Raw genomic sequence first — 23779 nt, 5'->3', positions numbered from 1 at the left:
CGCCGCCGACGATCAGCAGCGTGTTCCAGATCGACTGGAAGAAGGCCGGATCCGTATAGAAGAACTTGTAATTGAAGAGACCTGTCCAGCTGACATTCGCCGGGTTCAGGAGATTGTAGTTCTGGAACGAGAACCACAATGTCATCGCCAGCGGCACGATCATCCAGATCAGAAGCAAACCCACAGAGGGTGCCAACATAAGACGCGCCAATCCACGCGTATTCTCCGTCGCCATGATCGTGACCTCCCAATTTTTTCAGGTGACGGCTTCGTTCGTCGCGCCCGCTCCGCTACGACCGCTCGGCAGCCGCGCTATTGTAGATCGCCAGCACCTGATCCACTGCGGCAATCAGGATATCCTCCGGGCGGTCCGCCGCTGTCGGCGCGATCATCGGCAGATACTGATGTAGCACCGTTTCGGGGATACGCACGCCGTCCAGCGCGGCCAGCAAGGCCGAAACGGCACGTTCCGCCTCAGGTCGGGTCCAGTAGTAGCGGATGCGATCGCTGTAGCTGAAATGGCGCTGGATCCTGAGCGCCGTCTCGTCGCCGTGGTAATAGCCGCTCCAGTTCCCGGGCGCGGCCAGCATCAGCGCTTCCATCGCCCGCAGGAGCGGGCGATCACCATAACCGGGCACGATGTCGGAGGCGATCAGGTCGAGAGCATAGAGCGCCTCGCGATAGGCGAACGTCAGTCCTGGCCCGACCTTCAGGATCGGAAAGCCGTCTGCGACGAGCGCCGCCAGTGCCTCCTGCGTCTGGTAGTCGGTGGAATGGGCCTCGAAGACCAGAGCCGGCTCCCTATCGAGAAGGGCACTCAAGGCTGCGGCGCGCGGCGGATCATAGGCGACGACATTGTCGCTGCCAAATTCCACGCCGGGCTGAACGACGAAGGCGATGACCCGCTTGAAGGCATCGGATAATCCTGCCTTGGCAAAGGCGTCGCGGTGCACGGCAATCGTTTCGCGCGCAGCGCTGGGCGCGGTGGGCTCGACGCTGTCCAATGCATGATCGGCACCGCCTGGTATCGGCACTTCCGTGCCAAGGACATAGACCGGCATCGGTAGATTTTCACGCCGGGCCGTTTGCTCGCCAACGGCGCAGAGGGCGGCGGCGCGCGCAGCGACGGTGCGATCATCCAGCGCGACCGGTTCGCCGGCACAGCCCATAGAGGCATCGAGATGGATTTTTGTGAAACCGGCCGCGACATAGGCCTCTACCATGCCTGCCGCCTTTTCGAGCGCCACGGCTGCCGGCTCCTTGCGCCAGGGGTTCGGTCCCAGATGATCCCCGCCGAAGATAATCTTGTCGCGCGTGACGCCCTCTTCGCGCGCGATCGCCTCGACAAAGGCGATGAAATCGGCCGGCGTCATACCCGTATAGCCGCCGAACTGGTTGACCTGGTTGCAGGTCGCCTCGATCAACACCGGACCTTCCCCTTTCGCGGCACGGCGCAATGCTGCACGCAGCACGATTGGATGGGCGGAGCAGACGGAAACGATGCCATAAGGGCGACGGGCGCGGCGGGCATCGGCAAGGCCTGTGAGAAAACGGCTCATATCCCGACCTCCCGGCCCGCTGCCGCGATGAACTCGTCGAGCTCTTCTCGACTGGACACGCCCTCCATCGGCCCCTGCCTCGTGACCGTGCGCGCTCCGGCGGCATTGGCATAAAGCAGCGCGCGGGCCGGGGCGAGGCCGGCGCGTCGGCTCGTCAGATAGGCGGCACCGAAACAGTCCCCCGCGCCCGTCGGATCGACTTCCTCCACAGAGAAGGCCGGGCAATCGACACGGCCGAATTGCCGGCTGAAATGGCTGGATCCGGCACTGCCGCGCTTCAGCGCGATCTCGCCGATGCCCAGATCAAGCAGGCGCTCCACAGCGGCTTCTTCAGTCGCCGCATCAGCCGCGACAAGCAGTTCATCACCAGAGGGAAGCAGGAGATCGGTGACGGCCAGTACATCATCGACAAGCTTGCGGCCCTCGTCGGCCTGGGCCAGCTCTTTGCGGATATTCGGATCGAAGGAAACCGACCCGCCGCGCGCCTTGACGGTCGCGACCGCCTCGACGAGGGCGGCGGCGATGCCCGGAATAGCGAATGCCGAACCCATGACGTGAACATGGCCGGACTTGGCCACGAGCGCGCGGGCAGCCTCGGTCATGCGTGCCTCGCCGGCAGCAGAATGGGTGATGTTAAAGACGAAGTCGCGTGCGCCATCCGGCCGGTAGCGCACGAAGGCACTGCCGGTTGGCCTGCCTTGGATGGTCGCAATCGCCGAGACATCGACACCGTCGGCTCGAAGCCGCTCCACGTTGATCGTCCCGAAATCATCCGCGCCCACCGCGGCAACGATACCCGCCGCACCTCCGAACCGCGCAACTTGGTCGATGAAGATTGCTGGCGCACCACTCGGAAACGGGCCAACGAACGACTGTGGCGACAGGAACCCCGCACCGACTGTCGTCGCCATGATCTCCACTAAAATCTCACCAACGGTGATCGTCAGGCCCAGATCTTCAGGCGCCAATTCGCTTGGTCTCATCAATGCTGCCTCCGCCGCAATGGGCCGGTTATCGCCCGAAGCGGCCAACTCGATACGGCAGCAACTTACATCATGTCAACTCAATATTTACGCGCGTAAATTATTTTTTGGAGTGCAGTTCGCTATGTGAGGTTGGGAAGAGCAAATCGAAAAGCGGCATAGAGAATACCTTTATCTATATTTCTCATATACATACGCTTGGCTGTCGGCTTCCCGCCGTCGCACTACGCCACCAGGCGCCTTGACAAGACCCAAGTCATGCACGATAAAACTTTACGCATGTAATTTTATGCGCAAACATCCGTAAAGGAGGAACGGACCTATGAGGAACATGATCCGCATGCTGTCGGCGACCGCCGTTGGCCTTGGGCTCTTTGCCGGCCTGGCGCAGGCTGAGGAAATCAGCATTGCCACCGTCAACAATGGTGACATGATCATCATGCAGAAACTGTCGGCGGCCTGGGAGAAGCAGACCGGCAACAAGATCAACTGGGTCGTGCTGGAAGAAAACGTGCTGCGCGAGCGCGTGACGACCGACATCGCCACCAAGGGCGGCCAGTTCGATATCATGACGATCGGCGGCTATGAGGCACCGATCTGGGGCAAACAGGGCTGGCTCGCACCAGTTGACGATCTCGGCGACGACTACGACTACGCGGACCTTCTGGAGCCGATCACGGCCGGCCTGACGGTCGACGGCAAGCTCTATGCCGTGCCCTTCTACACGGAGAGCTCGTTCACGCTTTACCGAAAGGACCTCTTCGAAGCGGCCGGCCTCACGATGCCGGACCAGCCGACCTACGAGCAGATCAAGGAATTCGCCGCCAAACTGACCGACAAGGACAAGCAGCAATACGGCATCTGCCTGCGCGGCAAGCCGGGCTGGGGCGAGAACATGGCCTTCGTCGGAACCATGGTGAACGCCTATGGCGGCCGCTGGTTCGACATGGACTGGAAGCCGCAGCTGAACTCGGACGCCTGGAAGAAGGCGATCACCGACTATGTCGCACTTCTCACCGAATATGGCCCGCAGGGTGCCACCGCCAATGGTTTCAACGAGAACCAGACGCTGTTTGCGACGGGTCATTGCGCAATGTGGATCGATGCGACGTCGGCCGCCGGCCGCGTTTATGATCCCAAGCAGAGCGAAGTCGCCGACAAGATCGCCTTCACGCGCTCACCGATCGCCGAGACGTCCAACGGCTCCAGTTGGTCGTGGTCGTGGAACCTCGCCATTCCGGCCACGTCGCAGAAGGCCGAAGTCGCCAAGTCCTTCCTGAAATGGGCGACCTCCAAGGACTATGTGAAGATGGTTGGTGAAAGCGAAGGCTGGGTCGCCGTACCGCCGGGCACGCGCAAGTCTACCTATGCCCTGCCGGAATACCAGAAGGCCGCGCCCTTTGCCGCAACGGTGCTCGAGGCGATCATGTCAGCCGATCCTTCGAAACCGACCAAGGATCCGGTGCCTTATACCGGCGTGCAATTCGTCGCGATCCCGGAATTCCAGGCGATAGGCACGTTCGTCGGGCAGCAGGTCAGCGCCGCGCTGGCCGGCCAGCAGACCGTGGACGCTGCGCTCGAGGCCGCACAGGCCCAGGTCGAACGCGACATGACGCGCGCCGGCTACATCAAGTGAGGCTCCCGTCTGCGGATCAACCCGCAGGCCCTCCCAGGAGGACCCGGCACTTCGGCGCCGGGTTTTCGCAAAACCGGATCATCTCAACCAATGGATTTCGCGGCGCCGGCCTTGCCCTGTGACGCATGGAGAAGAGACATGAAACTCAAGGACAAGGTAGCGCTCATTACCGGCGGCGCCCGCGGCATCGGTCTCGGCTTTGCCGAAATCTTCGCCGCCGAGGGTGCGAGGGTCGTTATCGCGGACATCAATCTCGCGCGCGCCGAAGCAGCGGCAGCCACAATCGGCGCGGCCGCGACGGCGATGAAAATCGACGTGACCAGGCTTGAGGATATCGACGCCGTCGTCAGCAAAATCGACGCCGATTTCGGGGGCATAGACATCCTTGTCAACAATGCCGCCATCTTCGACATGGCGCCGATCCAGGCGATCACCGAGGAAAGCTACCAGCGCGTCTTCGACGTCAACCTCAAGGGGCCGCTCTTTACCATGAAGGCGGTGGCGAATGTGATGATCGCCCGCGGTCGCGGCGGTAAGATCATCAACATGGCAAGCCAGGCCGGTCGGCGCGGCGAAGCCCTGGTGACACTCTATTGCGCCTCCAAGGCTGCGATCATCTCGGCCACCCAGTCGGCAGCACTGGCGCTCGTCAAATACGGCATCAATGTCAACGCGATCGCTCCCGGCGTCGTGGACGGTGAGCACTGGGACATCGTCGACGCCAAATTCGCCGAGTGGGAAGGCCTGAAGCCGGGTGAAAAGAAGGCGGCTGTGGCGAAGTCCGTCCCGATCGGCCGGTTTGCCACGCCTGATGACATCAAGGGCCTGGCCCTGTTCCTCGCCTCCAGCGACAGCGATTACATCCTCGCCCAGACATACAATGTCGACGGCGGAAACTGGATGAGCTGAGCGATGCGAGCGATCCAGTTCACCGCCAAGGGAGAAGCAAGGCTTGCCAATCTGACGATTGACGACATTCCCGCAGGCCACGCCTTGGTCAAGGTAAAGGCATCGGGTCTTTGTCATACAGATATCGACGTGCTGCACGCGCGCTATGGCGACGGCGCCTTTCCGCTGGTGCCGGGCCATGAATATGCCGGCGTGGTGGACGCCGTTGCCGCCGATGTTGCCGGCCTTGAAATTGGCACCCGCGTCGCAGTCGATCCGAACCTGCCCTGCGGCACCTGCCCGTCGTGCCGCAAGGGGCTGAGCAATCTCTGCCGCGACCTAAAGGCCTATGGGGTCTCGCACAATGGCGGCTTTGCCGAATACAGCCTCGTACGCGCCGATCAGCTGCACGGGATCGGCGCCATGCCCTTCACCGTCGCGGCCCTTGCCGAACCACTGGCCTGCGTGGTGAACGGCCTCAACAGCGCGGGCCTGCGCGGCGCAGCACCTGTTCCAGAGGAGGCGCTGGTCATCGGCGCAGGGCCGATCGGCCTGCTTTTGGCGCTGTCGCTGAAGGCGAAGGGCGTCAAGAGCGTCACCGTCGCCGATATCAACGAGACCCGGCTCGCCTTTGCCGCCGATCTCGGCCTCGGCGGCGTTGTCTCCGGCTCCGCCGAACTTGCCGCCAGACGGCGCTCGTTCGACTTCGTGGCCGATGCCACCGGCATTGCCAGCGTCGTTGAGGGCTTGATCAATCTCGTCGCAGATGGTGGGACGGCACTTCTCTTCGGTGTCTGCGCGCCGGACGCCCGCATCTCGATCGCCCCGTTCGAGATCTTTCGCCGACAATTGAGGTTGGTCGGGTCTCATTCGCTCAACCGCAACATTCCCGACGCGCTGGCCATCTTGGAAAAGGACGACGGCTCCATGGCGCAGCTCGTCTCGCACCAACTGACGCTCGACGAAGTCCTGCCGTTCTTCACAAGGAAGCCGACGAACCCCGTGACGATGAAGGTGCAGTTCGTCTCCGATTGATCGCAGAACCGCTTGGCCGGCCTCAATTTCGGCTTTCCGCGCGAAATGAGGCCGGTTATGAAAGCGAACACCGGGACCGTAGGGAGCAGCCGCTTGGCCAAGTCGATCAGAACCATGGAGGATTTTTCCGAGTTCGTCGGCCTGTCACGGCCCACGGTATCGAAGTACTTCAACGACCCTTCCTCGGTGCGCAAAAAGACGCGCAATACCATCGAGGAGGCACTCAAAAAATCGGGTTTCAGGCCAAATCTTTTTGCCGTCAATCTCAATCGCCGCCGCTCGAACATCATTGGCGTCGTGATTCCAAACTCGCTAGATCCCTTCTATATGGCGCTGACCCGCCGCATCGAGCTTATTGCTAACGAAGCCGGCTTTCTTGCATTTGTGCTCTCCTCTGACGGCCGCTCGTCAATGGAAGATAATGCGATCAAAACGCTCAAGTCGATGAACGTGGCCGGCGCAATCATTGCCCCTCTCGGCGTTCGCTCCCGCCAGGTTACACTTGAGCAATTGGGTGAAGCGATCCCTCTTGTTTACGTTGATTCACCTATTGACGAATCCTCGGCTTTCGTTGGGACAGATAACCACCAGAGTTTCGGGCTTATCGTTGACTATCTATGCCGTTCCGGTGAGCCGCCATGTTATTTCGGAATGCCTCATGTGAACACCAATGCCGAGAAGCGCGTTTCCGCCTACAGAGAGTCGATGAAGCGTCTGAACATAGAGCCACGCGTTATCACGGTTTCGGATCACTCGACGTGGGATTTCGAAGACTTTGCGTTTCAGGAGGCAAACCGGCTTTTCGAGCGACTTGAACTACTCCCAACGCGCACGATCCTGTGCGCGAACGATCGACTGGCGTTTGGTGTTATTGCTGCAGCATGGCAACGAGGAATAAAAGTCGGCCATGGCAGCGAGTACGACCTGCGCGTCGCCGGCCACGACGATCATCCGTTGTCACGCTATGCTTGCCCGCCGATTACCACGGTCGCACAGAACTACAATGAAATCGGTAGGCTTGCGATCGAACTGTTACTCGGTAAACTTAGCGAGGATGAAAATCCCAAACGACTGTCGGATAGAGTTTTCCTCAAGTCGGAGCTCATGCTACGGCACTCAGCCTGATTGTCCCCACCTTCGCTTATGGATGGAGAGCTTGCTCTCGAGCGGAATAGAACATCCGTCCAGCCAGATAGCGCCTTTGGTGGAGTTTATGGCATCCTCATGGGGTGGCAGTTACATGTCAGCGACAAGATCGCCGCCGGGCAGCTCGTCCGCCTCCTCCCCCACACGATGCCGAGCACGGACGGCCACTACTTAGTTGTGAAGAACGAGCGGAAGACCTTCCGGTCATCAAATCGCTGATTGAATCGCTTCAGGAGGAGAGCCGGCCCTACACGCAGATGCCGATGTAATGAAACGTGGCACGCGGTCCGGAAGGCTTCACTCTGTTAGGTAGGACTTGGCATCGCAAACTGCGTTCATCGAACACATCCCTCACCTTAAGAGCCGCATGCGAGCACCGCTTTTCATGCCATCTTAAGTTGTTTTATTGCCTTGATGACAGATATTCACCTCTCCGGGCGTAAAAGACACCCGAAAATAAACTGGAAACTATAAAATGCTCGTGCACGTATTTATCGCAAGTTCAAGGCGCCCCGGCCAGCGTCAATAATGCGATCGTAATCACTCGCGTGTATCTCTGCCTTCGGACGATCTATTCCAACATCCGAAGGGACGACTGTGGCGGTGCGATTTATCCAACTGAAGCTCGTCGCCCCCATTCTCGCGGGACTGACGATGCTTATCGCCGGGCTTGCAGCAATCCCTTATTACGCCGTGGATACCGTTGACGCCGATGCTCGCAGGCAACAAGAAATCTTGGTCGAGCGCAATGTTGCAATGTGGATTGGCGACGTGGAGTTTTCGCTGACCGCTTGGACAATATGGGATGAAGCCATTGCCAAATTAGACAACAGCTTCGATCGCGCGTGGGCCGACCGGAACATCGGCGCGTCGCTGATTGGGACTTCCCGGACACGTTCAATGATGGTCCTCGATCGAGATAACGCGGTCATCTATGCGCGCACGGACGATACCGTAAAAAATCTTCGGTTCTTTGCGAGGGGGACCGATGCATTCATGCGGGACGCCAGCAAGCTGGTGGCCCAAGTCCGCGACCAGGAGCAACATGGTCCGAAGAAGGCCGGTATCCCGACGCCCATTGCCGTCAGCCATATAGAGGCAATCGGTGACGAGGCTGTTCTCATAACGGCAAGCCTTTTCCAACCGGACTTTGGAACAGCACGACCACTCATGCCGCGCGCTCCCATTCTGGTGACCGCTATGCCGATCGGAGACACGCTTCAAGAGTTCTTCGGCAAGCGCTTTCTTTTGGACGATCCAACGATCACGCCGCTCGCCGCGGTCACCGCCGACAGGGCTCGCGCTGTGATTGCAGTCAGTCCAGAGGGGGAAGTCGAGGCGCTGTCATGGCGGCCGCCGACGCCCGCTGCAGACGTCGTTCATCAGTCGCTTCCGCTCATCGTCACGGTCGTGGGCGTTCTTATGGCGGGAGCTGCGGCTTTTGTGCGCATATCTCAAGCGGCCGTTAGAAATCTTGTCGGGCAAGAGCAGCAGATGCGCCATGCCGCCACGCATGATTTCCTGACGGGCCTTTCCAACCGATCGGTGCTTCAAGGTGAGTTCGAGGCGCTTTCCGAAGAGGGTTCGTTCGTCGTTGCCTGCCTTGATCTCGACGGCTTCAAAGCCGTCAACGACATGCATGGTCACGCTGCAGGCGACGAGGTGCTGAAAACCGTCGCGGCTCGTCTCCGGTCGGGCGTTCGTCCATGCGACCGGCTCTTCCGGCTGGGTGGCGACGAATTCGCCATCTTCATGCCGGGCCTCTCAGTCCAGGAAGCCAACCTCGCATGCCAAAGATTGTCGCTTTCCCTCTCAAGACCAATGCGGCTGCTCGACTGCCAAGCGACTATTGGAGCGTCGTTTGGGGTGAGCGAGGTCAACTCTTCAGGAGCAGACTGCGATGCAGCTTTGCGGTCTGCCGATACGGCTCTGTATCAGGCTAAGGCGCTTGGGCGCGGAGGCGTGATTTCGGCTTCCATCCAAGCGGTTCGACGACCGCGCCTTATTCGCAACGGTTGAAGGTGCAGGCGCGATCTGCCCGAGCACTGCGAGCAGCGCCAAGCAATCGTCGACCGCTAGACGCCCATCATGAAAATTTCCCTGACCGCCGATCCGATATCTCAACTGCCTCCTTCAAAAGACTGATATTCTTCGGAGGCCGGATCATCTGCGCTCATCTGCCGCCCGTCAGCCAGCGCCCCTTGTCCGCATGCCGGCGAAAACGTCCTAGACCCTGGCGCTGGCAGACAGGACTGCACCGAGCAATCCAGGAAATCGCGCCTCCAGATCGTCATGCCGGAGGCTCAGCCGACGACCACGCCCCAGGGGCTCGTTGCGAATGACACCCGCCTCACGCAGCACCTTCATCAGGTGCGATTTCGTCGATTTGGGTATCGCAGGGTCGGAAAGATGGCATTGTGCCATATCTAGGGGGCCCCCAGCGAGCTGGCGAACGATCGCGAGGCGTTCGGGGTCACTCAACGCAAAAAGCACGTCGGTCAGTTGCATATCAGACCGAGCAGGATGTGGGAGATCGGTGACATCAGAGGCCATGGTTCGATTTTAGTTGAACCTTTACGGAAATGATAGTAGCGATTAGTTCGAAATTATTCGAACCAATTGGGTATACCGTAACCGATATGACGTTCGCCTTACCGCTCCGCAGTTCGGCCGGCTTCCGCATCACGCTTGCCGGCATGGCCGTAATGATGGCCGGCGCCAGTGCGCCCTCGCCATTTTATCCCGCGCTTCAGCAGGAGATGGGCTTTTCAGCCGCGACGCTGACCGGAATCTTTGCCGTCTACACCGTCGCGTTGCTGATATCGCTGCTCGTCACCGGGTCGCTCTCGGACCACATCGGCCGGCGACCGGTGATTTCGGGAGGTTTTGCCCTGATGGCGCTGAGCCTGCTGCTCTTTTGGCGGGCGGGCGACGTCGCGGGATTGATCGTCGCACGTGGGCTGCAAGGCATCGCAGCCGGATTGCTCCTCTCGGCTCTGTCAGCCACCGTGGTGGATCTTGAACCCGAAGACAAGCCCGGAAGTGCCTCCATATGGAACTCTGTCATCCCACTGGGCGGGCTCGCCGTCGGCGCATTGCTGGCGGGCATCTTGATGGATGTGACGGATCATGCGGAAGCGGATGTATTCGGCGCGTTGGTCACTGCCTACGCGCTGTTTGCCGCCGTGATCTGGCTCATTACCGAAACAGCGCCGCGGCATGAAGGCGTCTGGGCGTCGCTTCGTCCGCGCATCGGCGTGCCGAAGACCGCTGCTAGAGCTTTCTGGCGCAGCGCACCGGCGGTGATCGCCGGGTGGGCGACGGGTGGCCTCTATCTCTCTCTCGGAGCCCCGATCGTCCGGCATGTCTTCGGCGCGAAGGATCATGTAACGCAAGCCGGCGTGATCGTGCTCCTCTGCGCCGCCGGCGCGATCGCTTGTTATGTCGCGCGCAGCCACTCGTCGCGGCAGGTCACGCTTTACGGGACATCCGCGCTGGCCATCGGCACCGCCCTGACGCTCGCGGCAATCGCCTGGTCATCACTGCCCGCCTATCTTGCCGCGCTTGCAATCGCCGGAACGGGTTTTGGCACCTGCTTTTACGGCGTGCTGCGGTCGATCGTTCCGGTCGTTCGCCCGGATGAGCGCGGAGAACTCTTCGCCGCCCTGTTTACGTTGAGCTATCTCGCTTTCGGACTGCCCACACTATTGGCCGGCCTATGCGTCGGTGCGTTCGGCCTCACGCCAACAACCCTCGGCTACGGCGCCCTGATCGTCGTGTTCTCAGCAGTGGCGGGCATACTGCGGAAGTTCGGGACAGGGGATTGAGACGTCCCCTGGATCTGGTGCTTTGCGGACCATGGCGACGTGATGCTCGCATCCGTTGCCGATCTCGGGTTACCCGGGGCTTCGCCTGTACTACCCGCGACACCGCCATATCGGACCGGGAATGCGCGCGTTTCTCGACTTCCTGAGAAACACGCCTCCCGCCCTCGGTTCCTGATGGGATAGGAACCTCCAACCGCGGCGTCTCTACGGGATTCGCATACATGAAACATGCGGATCAGATCGCCTTGGCCAGCCAATCCGCAAACAGGCGCGATTTGCCGCTCGCCTTGGCATGGATTTTCAGATGGAACGGCACGGGTGAGGAAACCGATTGTGGCACCAGCGGAACGAGCCGCCCCGCTGCCATCACGCTGCTCACCAGCCCGTCCCAGCCCAACACTGCGCCGACATCGTCCTGGGCTGCTTGCAGCGCGATCATATAGTTGTTCACGAAAAAACCTCGCCCTTTCGGCGCCGCATGTCCCAGCGCCTCGAACCAGTCGGTCCAGGTTGTCCAGCCGTTTTCCTCGTTGCTCATATGGATGAGAGGCACTTTGCCCAGGTCCGCAATGCTCGAAACACGGTGCTGGGCGGCAAACGCAGCGGTCCCCAGCGCGACTATGCGGTCCTGAAAAAGAAAGCGGTGTTCCACGCCGCTCTCGTCGGGATCGCTATAGTGGATGCTGAGATCGCAATGCCCGCTGTTGCTTGGAACATCACTCGTAACCTGTGAGACACTCACGGATGGATAGATTTTCCAGAACGCCGAGATTTTGGGCATGAGCCACAAGGAGCTTATCGCCGTGGTCGTGCGGATCGTCACGTCAACCGTCTTGTTTCGATCGCGGGTCTGGGTCACCGCCTCCGATATCCCCTCGAAGCCGCGACGGATCGAAAGAAACAGGAAAGCGCCCTTTTCCGTCAGCTCGACGCCACGGCTGCGTCGAACAAACAGGCTGCAACAGAGATCCCGTTCCAGGGCCTTTATCTGATGGCTGACCGCTGCCGGCGTTACGCTCATCTCCTGCGCGGCATCTTTGAAACTTGCCTTGCGAGCGGCGGCCTCGAAACAGGCCAGAGCCGTCAGGGATGGAAGATCGTAGGGACGGCGCATCGGTCACCTTATCCGGCACTGACATTAATCCAACTAATCTCACGCCAAAAAAAGTGCTGTTGTCAATTGGCCTTACCGCAATGACAATCCCGTTCAGTTGAACCACCCGAATGTGCGCCATCGTCATGACGGTGCCTGTCTGTTTATTCATGACCTGCACGGCCACCGGCCACTGTCTTGAGGCTTCCATGAAGATTACGGAAATCCATATCTATTCACACGCCCTGCCGGTCGTGGACGGCCCCTATAAGATTGCCAGCAGCGAAGTGTTTTCGCTCGATACCACGCTGGTCAAGATCGTCACTGACAACGGCCTTGTCGGTTGGGGCGAAACCTGTCCCGTCGGCCCCACTTACCAGCCGCATCATGCGGAAGGTGCCCGTGCGGCACTGGCAGTGGTTGCGCGGGGCCTGATTGGTGCGAACCCGCTTCAACCTGTCGTGCTCCGCCGCACCATGGACGCCCTTCTGAACGGCCATCAATACGCAAAAGCCGCCATCGATATCGCCGCTTACGATGTGATGGGGAAGCATTTTGGTTTGCGCGTCGCCGATCTTCTGGGTGGTGTTGTTACCGAGCGGGTGCCCTCCTACTACGCATCCGGTGTCGGTGAACCAGATGACATCGCTCGTATTGCAGCAGAGCGTGCGGCCGAAGGCTATCCGCGGCTGCAGATCAAAGTGGGCGGCCGACCGGTCGAGATCGACATAGCGGTCGTGCGCAAGGTGTGGGAACGCATTGGTGGCAAGATGCGCCTTGCCATCGACGGCAACCGGTCGCTAACGACGCGCGACACGCTGCGTCTTAGCCGAGAATGCCCTGACATTCCCTTCATTCTGGAACAGCCTTGCAACACGCTTGAGGAAATCAAGGCCATTCGCGGACAGCTCCATCACGGTGTCTATATTGATGAGAACGGGATTGACCTCTCAACGGTCCTCCGAGCTGTCGGCGAGGGCCTTTGCGACGGTTTCGGCATGAAGGTCACCCGCATCGGCGGCCTACAGCAAATGGCGGCGTTCCGCGATGTCTGTGAGGCCCGCTCGATGCCGCACACCTGTGACGACGCATGGGGTGGCGACATCATCGCCGCTGCCTGCACCCACATTGGGGCAACGGTCCTGCCGCGTCTCAACGAAGGAGTATGGCTGGCTCAACCCTATATCGAACATCACTACGACCCTGAAAACGGCGTGGCTATCAAGGATGGACATATCCAGCTTCCGAGTGGACCGGGCCTCGGCGTCGTACCCGATGAGTCCATCTTTGGCGCCCCTGTCGGTTCCTATGGTTGATGTTGGTGAGAGCCCATCGCATTTCAGAGGTTACAGGTGATCATAATGCAGCACTGACGAGCGCTTCCTCTGGTCCTCCCGCCGATGTGAAACTTCACCAGGAGAAATCCGAAAAAGGGATGCGAAGCAGGTAGACGGCGCCGACGGCCGTCACGATCCACCGGGCCCACGTGCGGTAGCGCTCGTTCGACATGCGATGGAGGATGACGTTGCCGGTTCGCGTTCCGATGATCGCGAACGGCATCGCGGCAATGACGACCATCCAGCCATTGACCGTTAGTTCGGCTGCGGCATCGACGTAAAACAGAACCTTCATGCCGTGGGTGATGAGCTGGAAGGCCGCTTTCGTCGCAATGATCTGCCGACGATCCATGCGCGTGGTGATGAAGAAGAGGTCGACTGTCGGTCCCGAAACGCCGATGGCGATCGACAGGCTGCCGGATATCAGCCCGCACAGAAAGGCCTGGATCGGTCGCTGGCCGTCCAGCCGCAGCCTGCCCATTGGCAGCCAGACAAGAATGGGCATGACGCCGATCACGACGGACACGACGACGAGGCTGGGCCTATAGTCGATGAAGGCGAGGAAGCCGGCAGCCGTCCCCAGACCGGACAAGAGAAGGATCAGCGTCCGGACATCCAGATAGGCACGAGACATCCAAGCGCGCGAGCCGTTCGACACCATCTGCACCAGTCCGTGTACGGCGATGGCCGAGGCTATCGGCAGCAGGAAAGTCAGGATCCAGAGCAGGATCAGACCACCCGCCATGCCGAAGATCCCAGACAGCAGCGATGTCAGGAACACGGCGACTGTTATGGCGATGAAGAAAACGACCGTCATCTCCCGATCCCGGCAGCGGCCTCTCGACAGGGCGTCATGGCAGATAGAGCCCGCCGCTGACATGGATCGTCTGCCCGGTAATATAACCTCCTGCGGGCGAGGCGAGCATCCTGATCACCTCCGCCACGTCATTAGGCTCACCTTCCCGGTTGACGATCGGGCCCCTGTCCCCGGCGAAACGACCGCCAGCGCCCGACGTTGCCGACCGCTTGCCGCCGATACGGCCGGGAACAACGAGGTTCGACGTGATGCCATGGTCTCCGAGTTCGGCGGCGAGCGCCTTGGCGAAGCCGATCAGCGCCGATTTCGCCGTTGCGACGTGCAGCCGGTCGATCGCGCCCGCATGGGCGCTCACGCCTCCGATCGTGACGATCCGGCCGCCACCACGGGCAACCATGTCTGGCACGAGTGCCCGCGTCACGAGGAACGCGCCTTCAACGGCAACTGTATAGACCGACCGGAAGGTCGCAAGGTCGAGGTCTGCGAGCGCCCTCTCGCTGCGGATCGCGGCGTTGTTGACCAGAATATCGACGCGGCCAACGCGCTCGTGAATCTCTTCGACGAGCCGTTCCACGGCGACCTCGTCCGTAATGTCGGCGAGCAGCGCCGTTGCCTGCCCGCCGGCAGCGCGGATCTCGTCGGCAACGGACGCGATCTCGGCAACTGACGAGCGGGCGTGCGTTATGACATGGGCGCCCTCCTCCGCCAGAGCGAGCGCCGCCGCCCGGCCGATACGACGGGCTGATCCGGTGACAAGCGCGACCTTGCCGGCCAATGGCGTTCCGCGGCGGTTCGACATGCGGTGCACTCTCTACAGCTTGAAGGACAACGTTCCGTCGCGGCGCACCTGCGCGACGAGATCCAGTTCCCATTGCAGGTACTGGCGCATCGCCTCTTCGCGCTTGTCGGCGCGCTCGAAGGCCTTGAGAAAGACATCGTCCGGCGTCGATGCGAGGTTCGTTCCGCCGCTTTCCACGGCGTGGCCAGCCGCGATCCAGGCGTCTGTTCCACCTGTTAGCACCCTGACGGGCGTTCCCGTCGCCGCCGCCAATTCGGCCGCCGCCAGCCGCGCATAGACGCCGTCCGGGGACGTTGCCACATAGAGCGGCGCTGCGGGAAGGCGCGAAGCGTCGGCAGAAAGCCGGCCGCGCAGCGCAAACCATGCACCGGGAATGTGTCCGGCACGATACTGCCGACTTGTCGCGAAATCGACGACGACCGCCTCGCCTGTCGACAAGCGCGCGGCGAGATCCTCGACGCTCGTCGCCTCCGGCGCGGCGTCGTCCGTCGCTAGCAATGTTTCCGGCGCGTCGCCGGTTTCGGTCGGCAAATCGTCACCCCCTTCGAGGACGAAGACCGACGGAAAGCCCATCCGGTTGAGCCAAGCGGCGGTCGTGCGAGCCCGAATGCCGTCATCATCGGCAAGCACGATCCGCGCCTGTCTGACAGCGATGAAGGTATCCGTTGCCTGGACGAGTTGACCGCCCGGCGCCGATCGGAAACCGCGGATGTGGCCGCTGCGATATTCGCCCGGATCCCGCACGTCGAAACGGTAGAGGGTGGTCTCGTTCTGTTCGGATTCAAAGCGTGCCAGTTCACCGGCTGTGATCGTCACCACCGCGTATCGTTCCGCGATTTGCCGGGCCGCGGTTTTTGCCCAGGCGCGTGCATCCTGCGTCGGTCGCGGCGCGACACGGGTAGCGCCGCGCTCGACCTCGAGACCGGCCAGATGCCAGCCCTGTGTCCCATCCTTCAGCGAAACGACGGGATTGGCGAGACCCGCATCGATGAGGATTTGTGCGCCGATGATGGAGCGCGTGCGGCCGCCGCAGTTGACGACGACAAGCGATGTCTCGTCCTTCACGGTTTCGCGCACGCGCAGCACCAGCTCGCCGCCCGGAATATCCACCGCACCCGGTATGGTGATCCAGTTGTATTCATCGAACGGCCGGCTATCGATGAGATACACGGTCTCGCCGGCGCCGCGTCTGGCCTGCAGTTCCTCCGCGGAAATATGCGGGGTGCCGTATTCGACCTCGACGAATTCCCCGAACGCCTTGCTCGGGACGAAGACGCCCTCGAAGGTCTCGAAGCCCGCTGCCTTCCAGGCCGCAATGCCACCATCGAGCACCGAGAGATCGTAGTATCCCGATTCGATGAGGCGCGAGGCCGCGCGAGCGGCCAGACCGTCGCCGTCATCAACGAGGACGATAGGCGTGCCATCGCGCGGTACGAGCGCGCGCGTCAACCGTTCGAGGCGGCTGAAAGGAAGATTACCCGCTGCAAGGAGATGCTCCCCAGCGAAAATTCCTTCCTCCCTGATGTCGAGGAGCGCAAGTTCTCCTCCGGCAAGCAGGCGAGCATGTAGATCCTTCGCGGTGATCGGCTTGAGGGCGGCAGTCAACGTCATTCTCCAATCATCGGCTCCGCCTTCGGACGGAGCCGGGTTTTACGTCTCGCGGGTTACTGGCGGTCGAAGACTTCGTCGAACTTCTGCAGAAAAGCTTCGGACGCCTCGCCGCCGATATCCTGGTCGGCGACGATGATCTTCAGGTCGCTAAGCCGCGGAAGGCCACCCGGGATCGGGGTATCGGGATGGGTCGGTATGTAGGAACCGGCCTTGGAAACCACCTCCTGCCCCTCGGCGCTCGACAGCACTTCCAACAGCAGTTTCGCCGCCGCCGGATGCGGGCCACCTTCGAAGATCGCAAGATACTGCTCGTTGGCGACGACGCCCTCCTCCAGAATATAGGATTCGATGCTCTGGCCCTTTTCCCGCGCCGTGATGACGTTCTGCGAGGAAATCAGCGGCGAGAGATCACGCTCGCCGGCGACAAGCAGGCGGACGGATTCAGCATTGCCGCGGGTGAAGAGGAAGTCCTGCTTCGCAAGGCCTGCGATCGTGTCCCAGTCGATGATCTTGTGAGCAAGCAGCGTCTGGAACCAGGTCAGCTGCGAGGAGGCCGTCCGCGGATCGGAGAAGACGATCTTGCCCTTCCATTTCGGGTCGAGGAAGTCGGAAATTTTCTTCGGCAGGACGGACGGATCCGGATAGACCTTCGGATTGTAGGCGGCCGAGAGGAGGGTTGCGCCGACGGCGGTGAAATAGCCGTTGTCTTCACGGAAATAGCCACTGAGCTTGTCGAAATCGCGCACCTTGTGTGCGGTCAGCCAACCCTTGTCGCGCCAGCTGTTCAGGATGAAGCGCTGACTGATGAAGGTGACGTCCGGATTGGTGCGGCCCGCCGCCTTTTCGGCCTCGATGGTCGGGATCAGATCGAGCGTCTGCTTCTGGACGATCGAGAGGCGAACATCCGGGAAGGTGTTGCGCCAGAATTCAAGGACGGCCGTGCTCGTTTCCTGCCGATAGGACGTGTAGAAAACCACCTCCCCGTCTTTCTTTGCCGCCTCGTAGAGATCGGCGAAGCGCTCGGGCAGGGTGTCGGCAAGGGCCGCAGCAGGCGTCAGCAGCCCCGCGACGAGGCCGAAGGCGGCGGCCTTCATCAAAAGTCTCTTTGTCATCGAAGTCATTGTTTTGCTCCAAAGGTCTCGGTGGTCAGTCTGGGGATGGGAAAAGGATCAGGCGGCGTCGATCGCTCGGTTGTGCCGATGCCGGCGGCCGGGACGCCGCAGGCCGAGGTGGTCGCGCAGCGTCCGCCCTTCGTATTCCGTACGAAACAACCCGCGCCGCTGCAGCTCCGGCACGACGAGCGCGATAAAATCGTCGAGCCCGCCCGGCAGATGCGGCGGCATGATGTTGAAGCCGTCGGCCCCGTCGTTCAGGAACCGCTCTTCCATCACATCGACGATCTCTTCGGGCGTTCCGGTGACCTGCCAGTGGCCGCGCGCACCGGCGACCCGAAGCGCCAATTGGAGGATCGAAAGCTTCTCGCGTTCGGCAAGTTCAAGCAGCAGCGTCTGGCGGCTGCGGGCGGCGTTGGTGAGCGGGATATCTGTTGGCACGGGTGCATCGTGCGGCAGGTGGCGCAACGGCACGCCAAGCCGATGCTCCAGGATCGACAATGCCACGTCCGGATGGATGAGGTTCTGCAGCGCCTCGAATTTCGCCTCCGCCTCCTCCCTCGTCCGGCCGACAACCGGAAAGATGCCGGGCATGATCTTCACGTCGTCCGGGGAGCGACCATTGGCGATCGCCTCCGCCTTGACGTCCCGATAGAAGGCCTGCGCATCAGCTAGCGTCTGCTGGGCGGTGAAGACGACCTCGGCGGACGCCCCGGCCAGCGCCTTGCCCGGACCGGAGGAGCCTGCCTGCACCAGAACCGGCCAGCCCTGCGGCGAACGCGGAATGTTGAGCGGACCGCGCACGCCGAAAAACTCGCCTCGATGATCGAGCCGGTAAACCTTTTCCGGATCGAAGAAGACGCCCGACGCCTTGTCGCGGACGAAAGCGTCGTCCTCCCAGCTGTCCCAGAGGCCGCGGGCGACGTCGAGGAATTCACCGGCGCGCCGATAGCGATCGCCATGGGCTAGGTGTTCCTCGCGTCCGAAATTGAAGGCTTCGGCCTCGTTGCCGGAAGTGACGAGATTCCAGCCGGCACGCCCGCCGCTTATATGATCGAGAGAGGCGAATTTGCGCGCGAGGATGTAGGGCTCGTTGTAGGTCGTCGACGCCGTCGCCACGAGGCCGATCCTCTCGGTGACGGCTGCAAGCGCGCTCAACAGCGTCAGCGGCTCGAACTGCGCGACGTAATGGGTTGAAAACCGGGCAAGCGCGCCCCAGTCCTCGCCGCGGGCGCCAGCGCTGTCGGCGAGGAAAAGGAGATCGAACTTGGCGGCCTCGGCTGCCTGCGCAAGGCGTGCGTAATGGCGAAAGTTGATGCCGGCGTCAGCCTGGGCATCCGGATGGCGCCAGGCAGCGGCATGGTGACCGGTCGGGTAGAGGAAGGCTCCTAGAGCCATATGTCCGTTGCGTCTTGTCATGATTTTCGTCCGTCAGAGACCAATGGCCCGCGCTATCGAACGGGCTTCCAACAGGCCGGCGTCCCTCCAGGCGGTCTCACCCGCCGCTTCTCGCCCGGCGATCTGGCCGGTCACGAAGCACTCGGCGAGGTTGCCGGCGCCAAGATAGAGGAAACCCCAGATCGACCCGATCTCACCGGCCTCGTAGAGCCGCGGAATAGGCTCGCCATAAGCATTGATGATGCGCTGCTTTTCATCATGCACCGGCCCACCCTGGGTATTGTTGACCACGGGCCAGAGAGTGCCGACATAAAAAGGCGGCTCCGCCACAGGGAAGAGCGACCTCGGCGGACGGCCGAATGCATCGTCGCGGCCGGCCGCGACCGAAGCGTTCCAACGCGCGATGCTGTCCGCGAGGACGGCCGGATCGGCCCTGATGAGTGCTGCCAGCTCGTCCAGGCTGTCGGCACGGCGCAGGATGCCGTTCTCGACTTCCTTCAGATTGTCCGGGCTCCAACTGTAGGGCTCGACGGTACGGTCGTTCACCACGGCCTGGCCGATCGGGTAGAGCGCCCTGCCCGCCTCGTCGAACACGAGATAGGCGGGGATTTTCGGGAAGCTCTGGGTTTCGGGCGCGAATTCGTCGAGCGGACGGTGACCGGTATCCTGAACATAGGGCTGGTATTCGTTCATGAACCGCCGCCCCGTGCCGTCAAGCACGATCCAGGACATCTGCACCTCGGGTTCGGTGACCTCCGGCGTCCAGTCCGGCAGGCGCTTCACGCGCAGCGCATAGGGGTAGTTCGGATCCGGATGGCGGAAGCCGTAGGAGCCGTGGAAATTCCACATGTGCCAGAGATCGGCGCCGGCGGCCTGCGCCATGCGGATGCCGTCGCCGGTATTGCCGCGCGTCGCAACAGGAAGGACGGGCCGGATCTGCCAGTATTTCCGCTGCAGCACTGGGTCGGCCTCGAAGCCGCCGGAGGCGAGGATCACGCCCCGGCTCGCCGCGATACGCCTCGTCGTCGTGCCGTTTCTCACGACCGCACCCAGAACGTCGCCGTCCGACCCCGTGATCAAACGCTCGGCCGCCGTTTCGAGCCGAACCTCGATGCCGCGGGTGCGGACATTGTCGTGCAACAGCTTGAACACGTTCGGGCCGAGAAGGCGCCCGCGCGCATGGGGATACTCCTGGCGCGCATCGAAGCCCGGGATAGACGTCACTTCGACAATGCCGAGCGCATCATGTCCCGGGAACGGATAGTTGCCGCCACGATCGCGCAGGTTGATCTCGGCGCCATTGACCTTCGCGAGATCGCGGAAATAGCTCTCCAGATTCGCCATGCCCGAGGCGATGGCGTCGAGGACGGAGTCCGGCACATCCGGTCCGGCGCTGTGGCGGAGATATTCGCGGCCGCGCGGCAGGTCGGTGATGGTCCTGACGCCGCCGCCGGCGCAGATCGAAATACCACCCGGATCGGGCATCTTCTCGATGAGCAGCACACGTGCGCCCGCATCGTGCGCGGCGATCGCGGATGCCGCACCGGCAAAGCCGAAGCCGACGACGAGCACGTCCCAGGTTTCATCGAAGGGTTCGCCTGTTTGGGCGGATCGGGACATGTCTGCTCCTGTCATGTGATGACGGCCGTCTTCTTGCGGTTGAAAATGCGGGCGAGCAGCAGCATGAAGAGGCTGACGCCGACGATGATGACGGCAAGTGCCGCGGCGAGTTCGACGGCGCCGTCTTCGATGAACTGCAGCACGACGGTCGGCATGACCTGCGTGTCCGACTGGGCGAGGATCGCCGACATGGAGAGTTCGCGCAGGCTGAGCGAGAAGACGAGCACCCAGGCGATGCCGACCGCGCCGCGCACGAGCGGGAAGGTTACGTCGCGAATCGAGCGCAGCCACCCGGCGCCGGAAATCCGCGCGGCCTCTTCGAGATCGCTCGACAACTGCTGGATCCCGTTGCGAACCATCACAAAGGCGATCGGCAGCAGCTTGCCGGCATAAGAGATGAGGATCAGCATCAACGTGCCGTAGAAGAGATCGACATAGCCCATCAGCACGCCGACCGCGTAGGCGATCGACGGGAAGCCATAGGCGATCATCACGAGAAAGCTGATAAGCTCCCGGCCGAAGAAGCGGAACCGCTCGACGATCCATCCCAGCACAAGGCCAAGCGTCGCGCAGACCGTGGCGGTGGCAAGCGCCAGCAGGATCGAATGCAGGATGGAGCTGCGCGCCGGATAATAGGGATCGACGATCAAGGCGTAGTGCTTTCCGACCAGGTTGTCGGGCGTGATTTCCGCCCCGAAATTGCTGAGCGTCGACAGGAGAACGAGCGCGCCGAGCGGCAGGACGGCCGTGACGAGGGCCACCACGATGCAAAATGCGCCTGCCGCCCAGCGCCAACGCCCGAGCGCGATGACCTGTTCGGGCGAGGCCTTGCCCGAAAGCGTGCGGAAATTCTCTGCCCGGATCACATATTTCTGCACGATCAGGCTGATTGCGGTGAAGACCATGATCGGCATGGCGACGGCGGCAGCATAGTTGAACTGGGGCGGGAAGGTCAGCAGATCGTAGATCTTCGTCGTGATGACCGAGAAATTCGCCATCGTCCCGATCGCAGCCGGCGCGCCGAAGGAGGAAAGCGCATCGAGCATGACGAGGATGACGGCCGAGAGGATCGCCGGACGAACGAGCGGCAACGTCACCGTCAGCGTCGTCTTCAAGCGGCTTGCGCCCAGCACCCGGGCAGCCTGCTCATGGCTGGAATCGATATTGTTAAGGGCGACGTTGAGCGCGAAGAAAACGAGCGGATAGACGCCCACGATCTCGATGAAGACGAGGCCGCCGAAGCTCATGATATTGAGCGGCGCGTGGGTGAATCCGAGATAGTCGACCGCGAGTTTGTTGAGATAGCCGGAATTGGGTGCAGCCAGGAATATCCACGAGATGACCGAGATGAAGGTCGGGATGACAAAGGAGATTCCGGCGGCGAGCACGACGAGCGACTTGCCTGGTGCGTCGGTACGCGCGACGATCCAGGCGAGTGGAATCCCGAGCGCGCAGGCCCCGATCGTTACCCAGGTAACGAGCCAGACCGAATTCGTCGTCGCCGTCCACATGCCGCGGCGTGAAAAGGCCGTCGCGAAGGTCTGGAGGGTGAGATTACCGTCCTGATCGACGAGGCTGTAGCCGATCAGCAGCGCAAGCGGATAGGCGATCAGCGCAAAGAGGATAGCAAGCGCCGCACCGATGACGAGGGCGCGGACTGGCTGGATTGTCGAGAGATAGCGACGAAGGCCAGCGAGCGCGTCCGGTGACGCTGACGACGCGGCCGCCCTGGCAAGGCTGAGGCCGGTCATTCTACGATCCACGCGCTGTCCGGCCGCGCCCAGAGCCGCGTCTTGCCGTCGACGAAGGCGCCGTGCTCGCGCGATTGCACGCGCAGAAGCGTCTGGCTCGCCCGGAGTTTAACTTCATAGTGTCCGCCGAGAAAGGCCTCCGAGATGAAGTCCGCCTCGACGGGCCGCTCCTCCGCATCGGTCGTCTCGGCCTTGAAACGAAGGTCTTGGGGGCGAATGAGGACGGTGGCGCGGCTGCCGGGCGTGGCGCCGGCAAACCAGGCGACCGGCGCGTTGCTCCACACCTGCCCGCCGATGTCGAGGCTGACGAGCGTGCGCCCGGTCCTGACATTCTTTTGCAGCACAGTCCCTTCGAGGAGGTTGGCCGTTCCCACGAAGCTTCCGACGAAGCGGCTCGCCGGCTTGCGGTAAACCTCTTCAGGCGTCCCGATCTGCTCGATCCGACCGGCATTCATCACGACGATCCGGTCCGCGAGCACAAGCGCCTCGTCCTGGTCGTGCGTGACATAGAGCGAGGTGATGCCGAGTTCCTTCTGAAGCTGCCGGAGTTCGAAGCGCATCTCCTCGCGCAGCGAGGCGTCGAGGTTCGACAGCGGTTCGTCGAGAAGCAACAGGGAAGGCCGTGTCGCAAGCGCCCGGGCGAGCGCGACACGCTGCTGTTGTCCGCCGGAAAGCTCGGCCGGGTAGCGTTTGGCGAGGTCGCCAAGCTTCACTAGATCGAGCGCTGCCGCAACGCCCTCACGCACCTCGGCGCGGGAGTTTCGAGACATCTTCAGGCCGTAGGCGACGTTTTCTTCAACCGTCTTGTGCGGCCAGACCGCATAGGTCTGGAAAACCATGCCGAGGCCGCGTTTTTCGGGCGGGAGCGTATAGCGCGCGTCGGAGGCTAGGACGCCGTCGAGATGGATTTCGCCGCCGTCCGGCTGGAGAAATCCAGCCACCATGCGCAGCGTCGTCGTCTTTCCGCACCCGCTCGGGCCAAGCAAAACAACGCTTTCGCCGGCCGTCACCGAGAGATCGATGCCGTTTACGGCGGCCGTATCGCCGAGTGATTTCCTGAGGCCGCGGAGCGTCAGGCGTGCGGAAACGTCTTCGGCACCATCCTGATGCTGGCTTGCTCCGGAGAGCGGTTCGATTTTCGCAAGCAAGAATGCCTCCTCAGTCTTT

The 23779-nt window shown here is 61.8% G+C and carries 18 protein-coding genes and 1 pseudogene; 7 read left to right on the top strand and 12 right to left on the bottom strand.

Annotated features, from left to right (window positions below; all coding sequences use genetic code 11):
* From B5M41_RS22530 to B5M41_RS22520, 3 genes and pseudogenes are all read right to left on the bottom strand, one after another.
* Positions 1–235: pseudogene (locus B5M41_RS22530) on the bottom strand (sugar ABC transporter permease); the annotation flags it as partial.
* A 55-nt stretch (positions 236–290) separates the two neighbouring features.
* Positions 291–1559, bottom strand: a complete 1269-nt coding sequence (locus B5M41_RS22525) for a D-tagatose-bisphosphate aldolase, class II, non-catalytic subunit (RefSeq protein WP_134650290.1) — start codon at positions 1557–1559, stop codon at positions 291–293.
* A complete protein-coding gene (locus B5M41_RS22520; RefSeq protein WP_134650302.1) occupies positions 1556–2542 on the bottom strand; it encodes a tagatose kinase in 987 nt (328 codons plus the stop codon). Before B5M41_RS22520 ends, B5M41_RS22525 begins: the two co-directional genes overlap by 4 nt.
* Before the next feature lie 322 nt (positions 2543–2864).
* On the opposite strand from B5M41_RS22520, the gene B5M41_RS22515 reads away from it, so the two are divergent.
* From B5M41_RS22515 to B5M41_RS22485, 6 genes are all read left to right on the top strand, one after another.
* Positions 2865–4178, top strand: a complete 1314-nt coding sequence (locus B5M41_RS22515; protein ID WP_160871981.1) for an ABC transporter substrate-binding protein — start codon at positions 2865–2867, stop codon at positions 4176–4178.
* Positions 4179–4316: 138 nt separating this feature from the next.
* Positions 4317–5087, top strand: a complete 771-nt coding sequence (locus B5M41_RS22510) for an L-iditol 2-dehydrogenase (RefSeq protein ID WP_134650289.1) — start codon at positions 4317–4319, stop codon at positions 5085–5087.
* A 3-nt stretch (positions 5088–5090) separates the two neighbouring features.
* A complete protein-coding gene (locus B5M41_RS22505; protein WP_134650288.1) occupies positions 5091–6101 on the top strand; it encodes an alcohol dehydrogenase catalytic domain-containing protein in 1011 nt (336 codons plus the stop codon).
* A gap of 114 nt (positions 6102–6215) precedes the next feature.
* The gene (locus B5M41_RS22500; protein ID WP_134650300.1) at positions 6216–7226 is read left to right on the top strand and encodes a LacI family DNA-binding transcriptional regulator; all 1011 of its coding nucleotides are present in this window, start codon (positions 6216–6218) and stop codon (positions 7224–7226) included.
* 618 nt (positions 7227–7844) lie between these two features.
* Positions 7845–9266: a diguanylate cyclase domain-containing protein gene (locus B5M41_RS22495; protein WP_134711011.1), complete on the top strand. Its 1422-nt coding sequence runs from the start codon at positions 7845–7847 to the stop codon at positions 9264–9266.
* A 620-nt stretch (positions 9267–9886) separates the two neighbouring features.
* On the top strand, positions 9887–11074 hold the full coding sequence (locus B5M41_RS22485; protein WP_134650285.1) for an MFS transporter: 1188 nt from the start codon (positions 9887–9889) through the stop codon (positions 11072–11074).
* A gap of 235 nt (positions 11075–11309) precedes the next feature.
* On the opposite strand, the gene B5M41_RS22480 is transcribed toward B5M41_RS22485, so the two are convergent.
* Complete coding sequence (locus B5M41_RS22480) at positions 11310–12188, bottom strand: LysR substrate-binding domain-containing protein (protein WP_134650284.1); 879 nt, start codon at positions 12186–12188, stop codon at positions 11310–11312.
* 188 nt (positions 12189–12376) lie between these two features.
* Between B5M41_RS22480 and B5M41_RS22475 the strand changes: the two genes are divergently transcribed.
* Positions 12377–13483, top strand: a complete 1107-nt coding sequence (locus tag B5M41_RS22475) for a mandelate racemase/muconate lactonizing enzyme family protein (protein ID WP_134650283.1) — start codon at positions 12377–12379, stop codon at positions 13481–13483.
* 94 nt (positions 13484–13577) lie between these two features.
* On the opposite strand, the gene B5M41_RS22470 is transcribed toward B5M41_RS22475, so the two are convergent.
* The 8 genes from B5M41_RS22470 to B5M41_RS22435 are packed head-to-tail and all read right to left on the bottom strand — an operon-like array spanning position 13578 to position 23760.
* Positions 13578–14321 (bottom strand): sulfite exporter TauE/SafE family protein, encoded by a 744-nt coding sequence (locus B5M41_RS22470; RefSeq protein WP_134650282.1) that lies wholly within the window; start codon positions 14319–14321, stop codon positions 13578–13580.
* A gap of 34 nt (positions 14322–14355) precedes the next feature.
* Positions 14356–15120: an SDR family NAD(P)-dependent oxidoreductase gene (locus tag B5M41_RS22465; RefSeq protein WP_134650281.1), complete on the bottom strand. Its 765-nt coding sequence runs from the start codon at positions 15118–15120 to the stop codon at positions 14356–14358.
* A gap of 12 nt (positions 15121–15132) precedes the next feature.
* On the bottom strand, positions 15133–16731 hold the full coding sequence (locus B5M41_RS22460) for a rhodanese-like domain-containing protein (protein ID WP_134650280.1): 1599 nt from the start codon (positions 16729–16731) through the stop codon (positions 15133–15135).
* Positions 16732–16784: 53 nt separating this feature from the next.
* On the bottom strand, positions 16785–17852 hold the full coding sequence (locus tag B5M41_RS22455) for an ABC transporter substrate-binding protein (RefSeq protein WP_134650279.1): 1068 nt from the start codon (positions 17850–17852) through the stop codon (positions 16785–16787).
* A 48-nt stretch (positions 17853–17900) separates the two neighbouring features.
* The gene (locus tag B5M41_RS22450) at positions 17901–19262 is read right to left on the bottom strand and encodes an LLM class flavin-dependent oxidoreductase (protein ID WP_134650278.1); all 1362 of its coding nucleotides are present in this window, start codon (positions 19260–19262) and stop codon (positions 17901–17903) included.
* Between the two features lie 12 nt (positions 19263–19274).
* Entirely contained in the window at positions 19275–20861 is a 1587-nt protein-coding gene (locus B5M41_RS22445) for an FAD-dependent oxidoreductase (RefSeq protein WP_134650277.1), read from the bottom strand.
* Between the two features lie 11 nt (positions 20862–20872).
* Positions 20873–22612 (bottom strand): ABC transporter permease, encoded by a 1740-nt coding sequence (locus tag B5M41_RS22440; protein WP_134650276.1) that lies wholly within the window; start codon positions 22610–22612, stop codon positions 20873–20875.
* A complete protein-coding gene (locus B5M41_RS22435) occupies positions 22609–23760 on the bottom strand; it encodes an ABC transporter ATP-binding protein (protein WP_230640296.1) in 1152 nt (383 codons plus the stop codon). Before B5M41_RS22435 ends, B5M41_RS22440 begins: the two co-directional genes overlap by 4 nt.
* Positions 23761–23779 lie beyond the last annotated feature (19 nt).

Origin of the sequence: Shinella sumterensis (assembly GCF_004514425.2) — a bacterium.
GTDB lineage: Bacteria > Pseudomonadota > Alphaproteobacteria > Rhizobiales > Rhizobiaceae > Shinella > Shinella sumterensis.
This window is presented reverse-complemented; position numbering and strand designations above follow the sequence as displayed.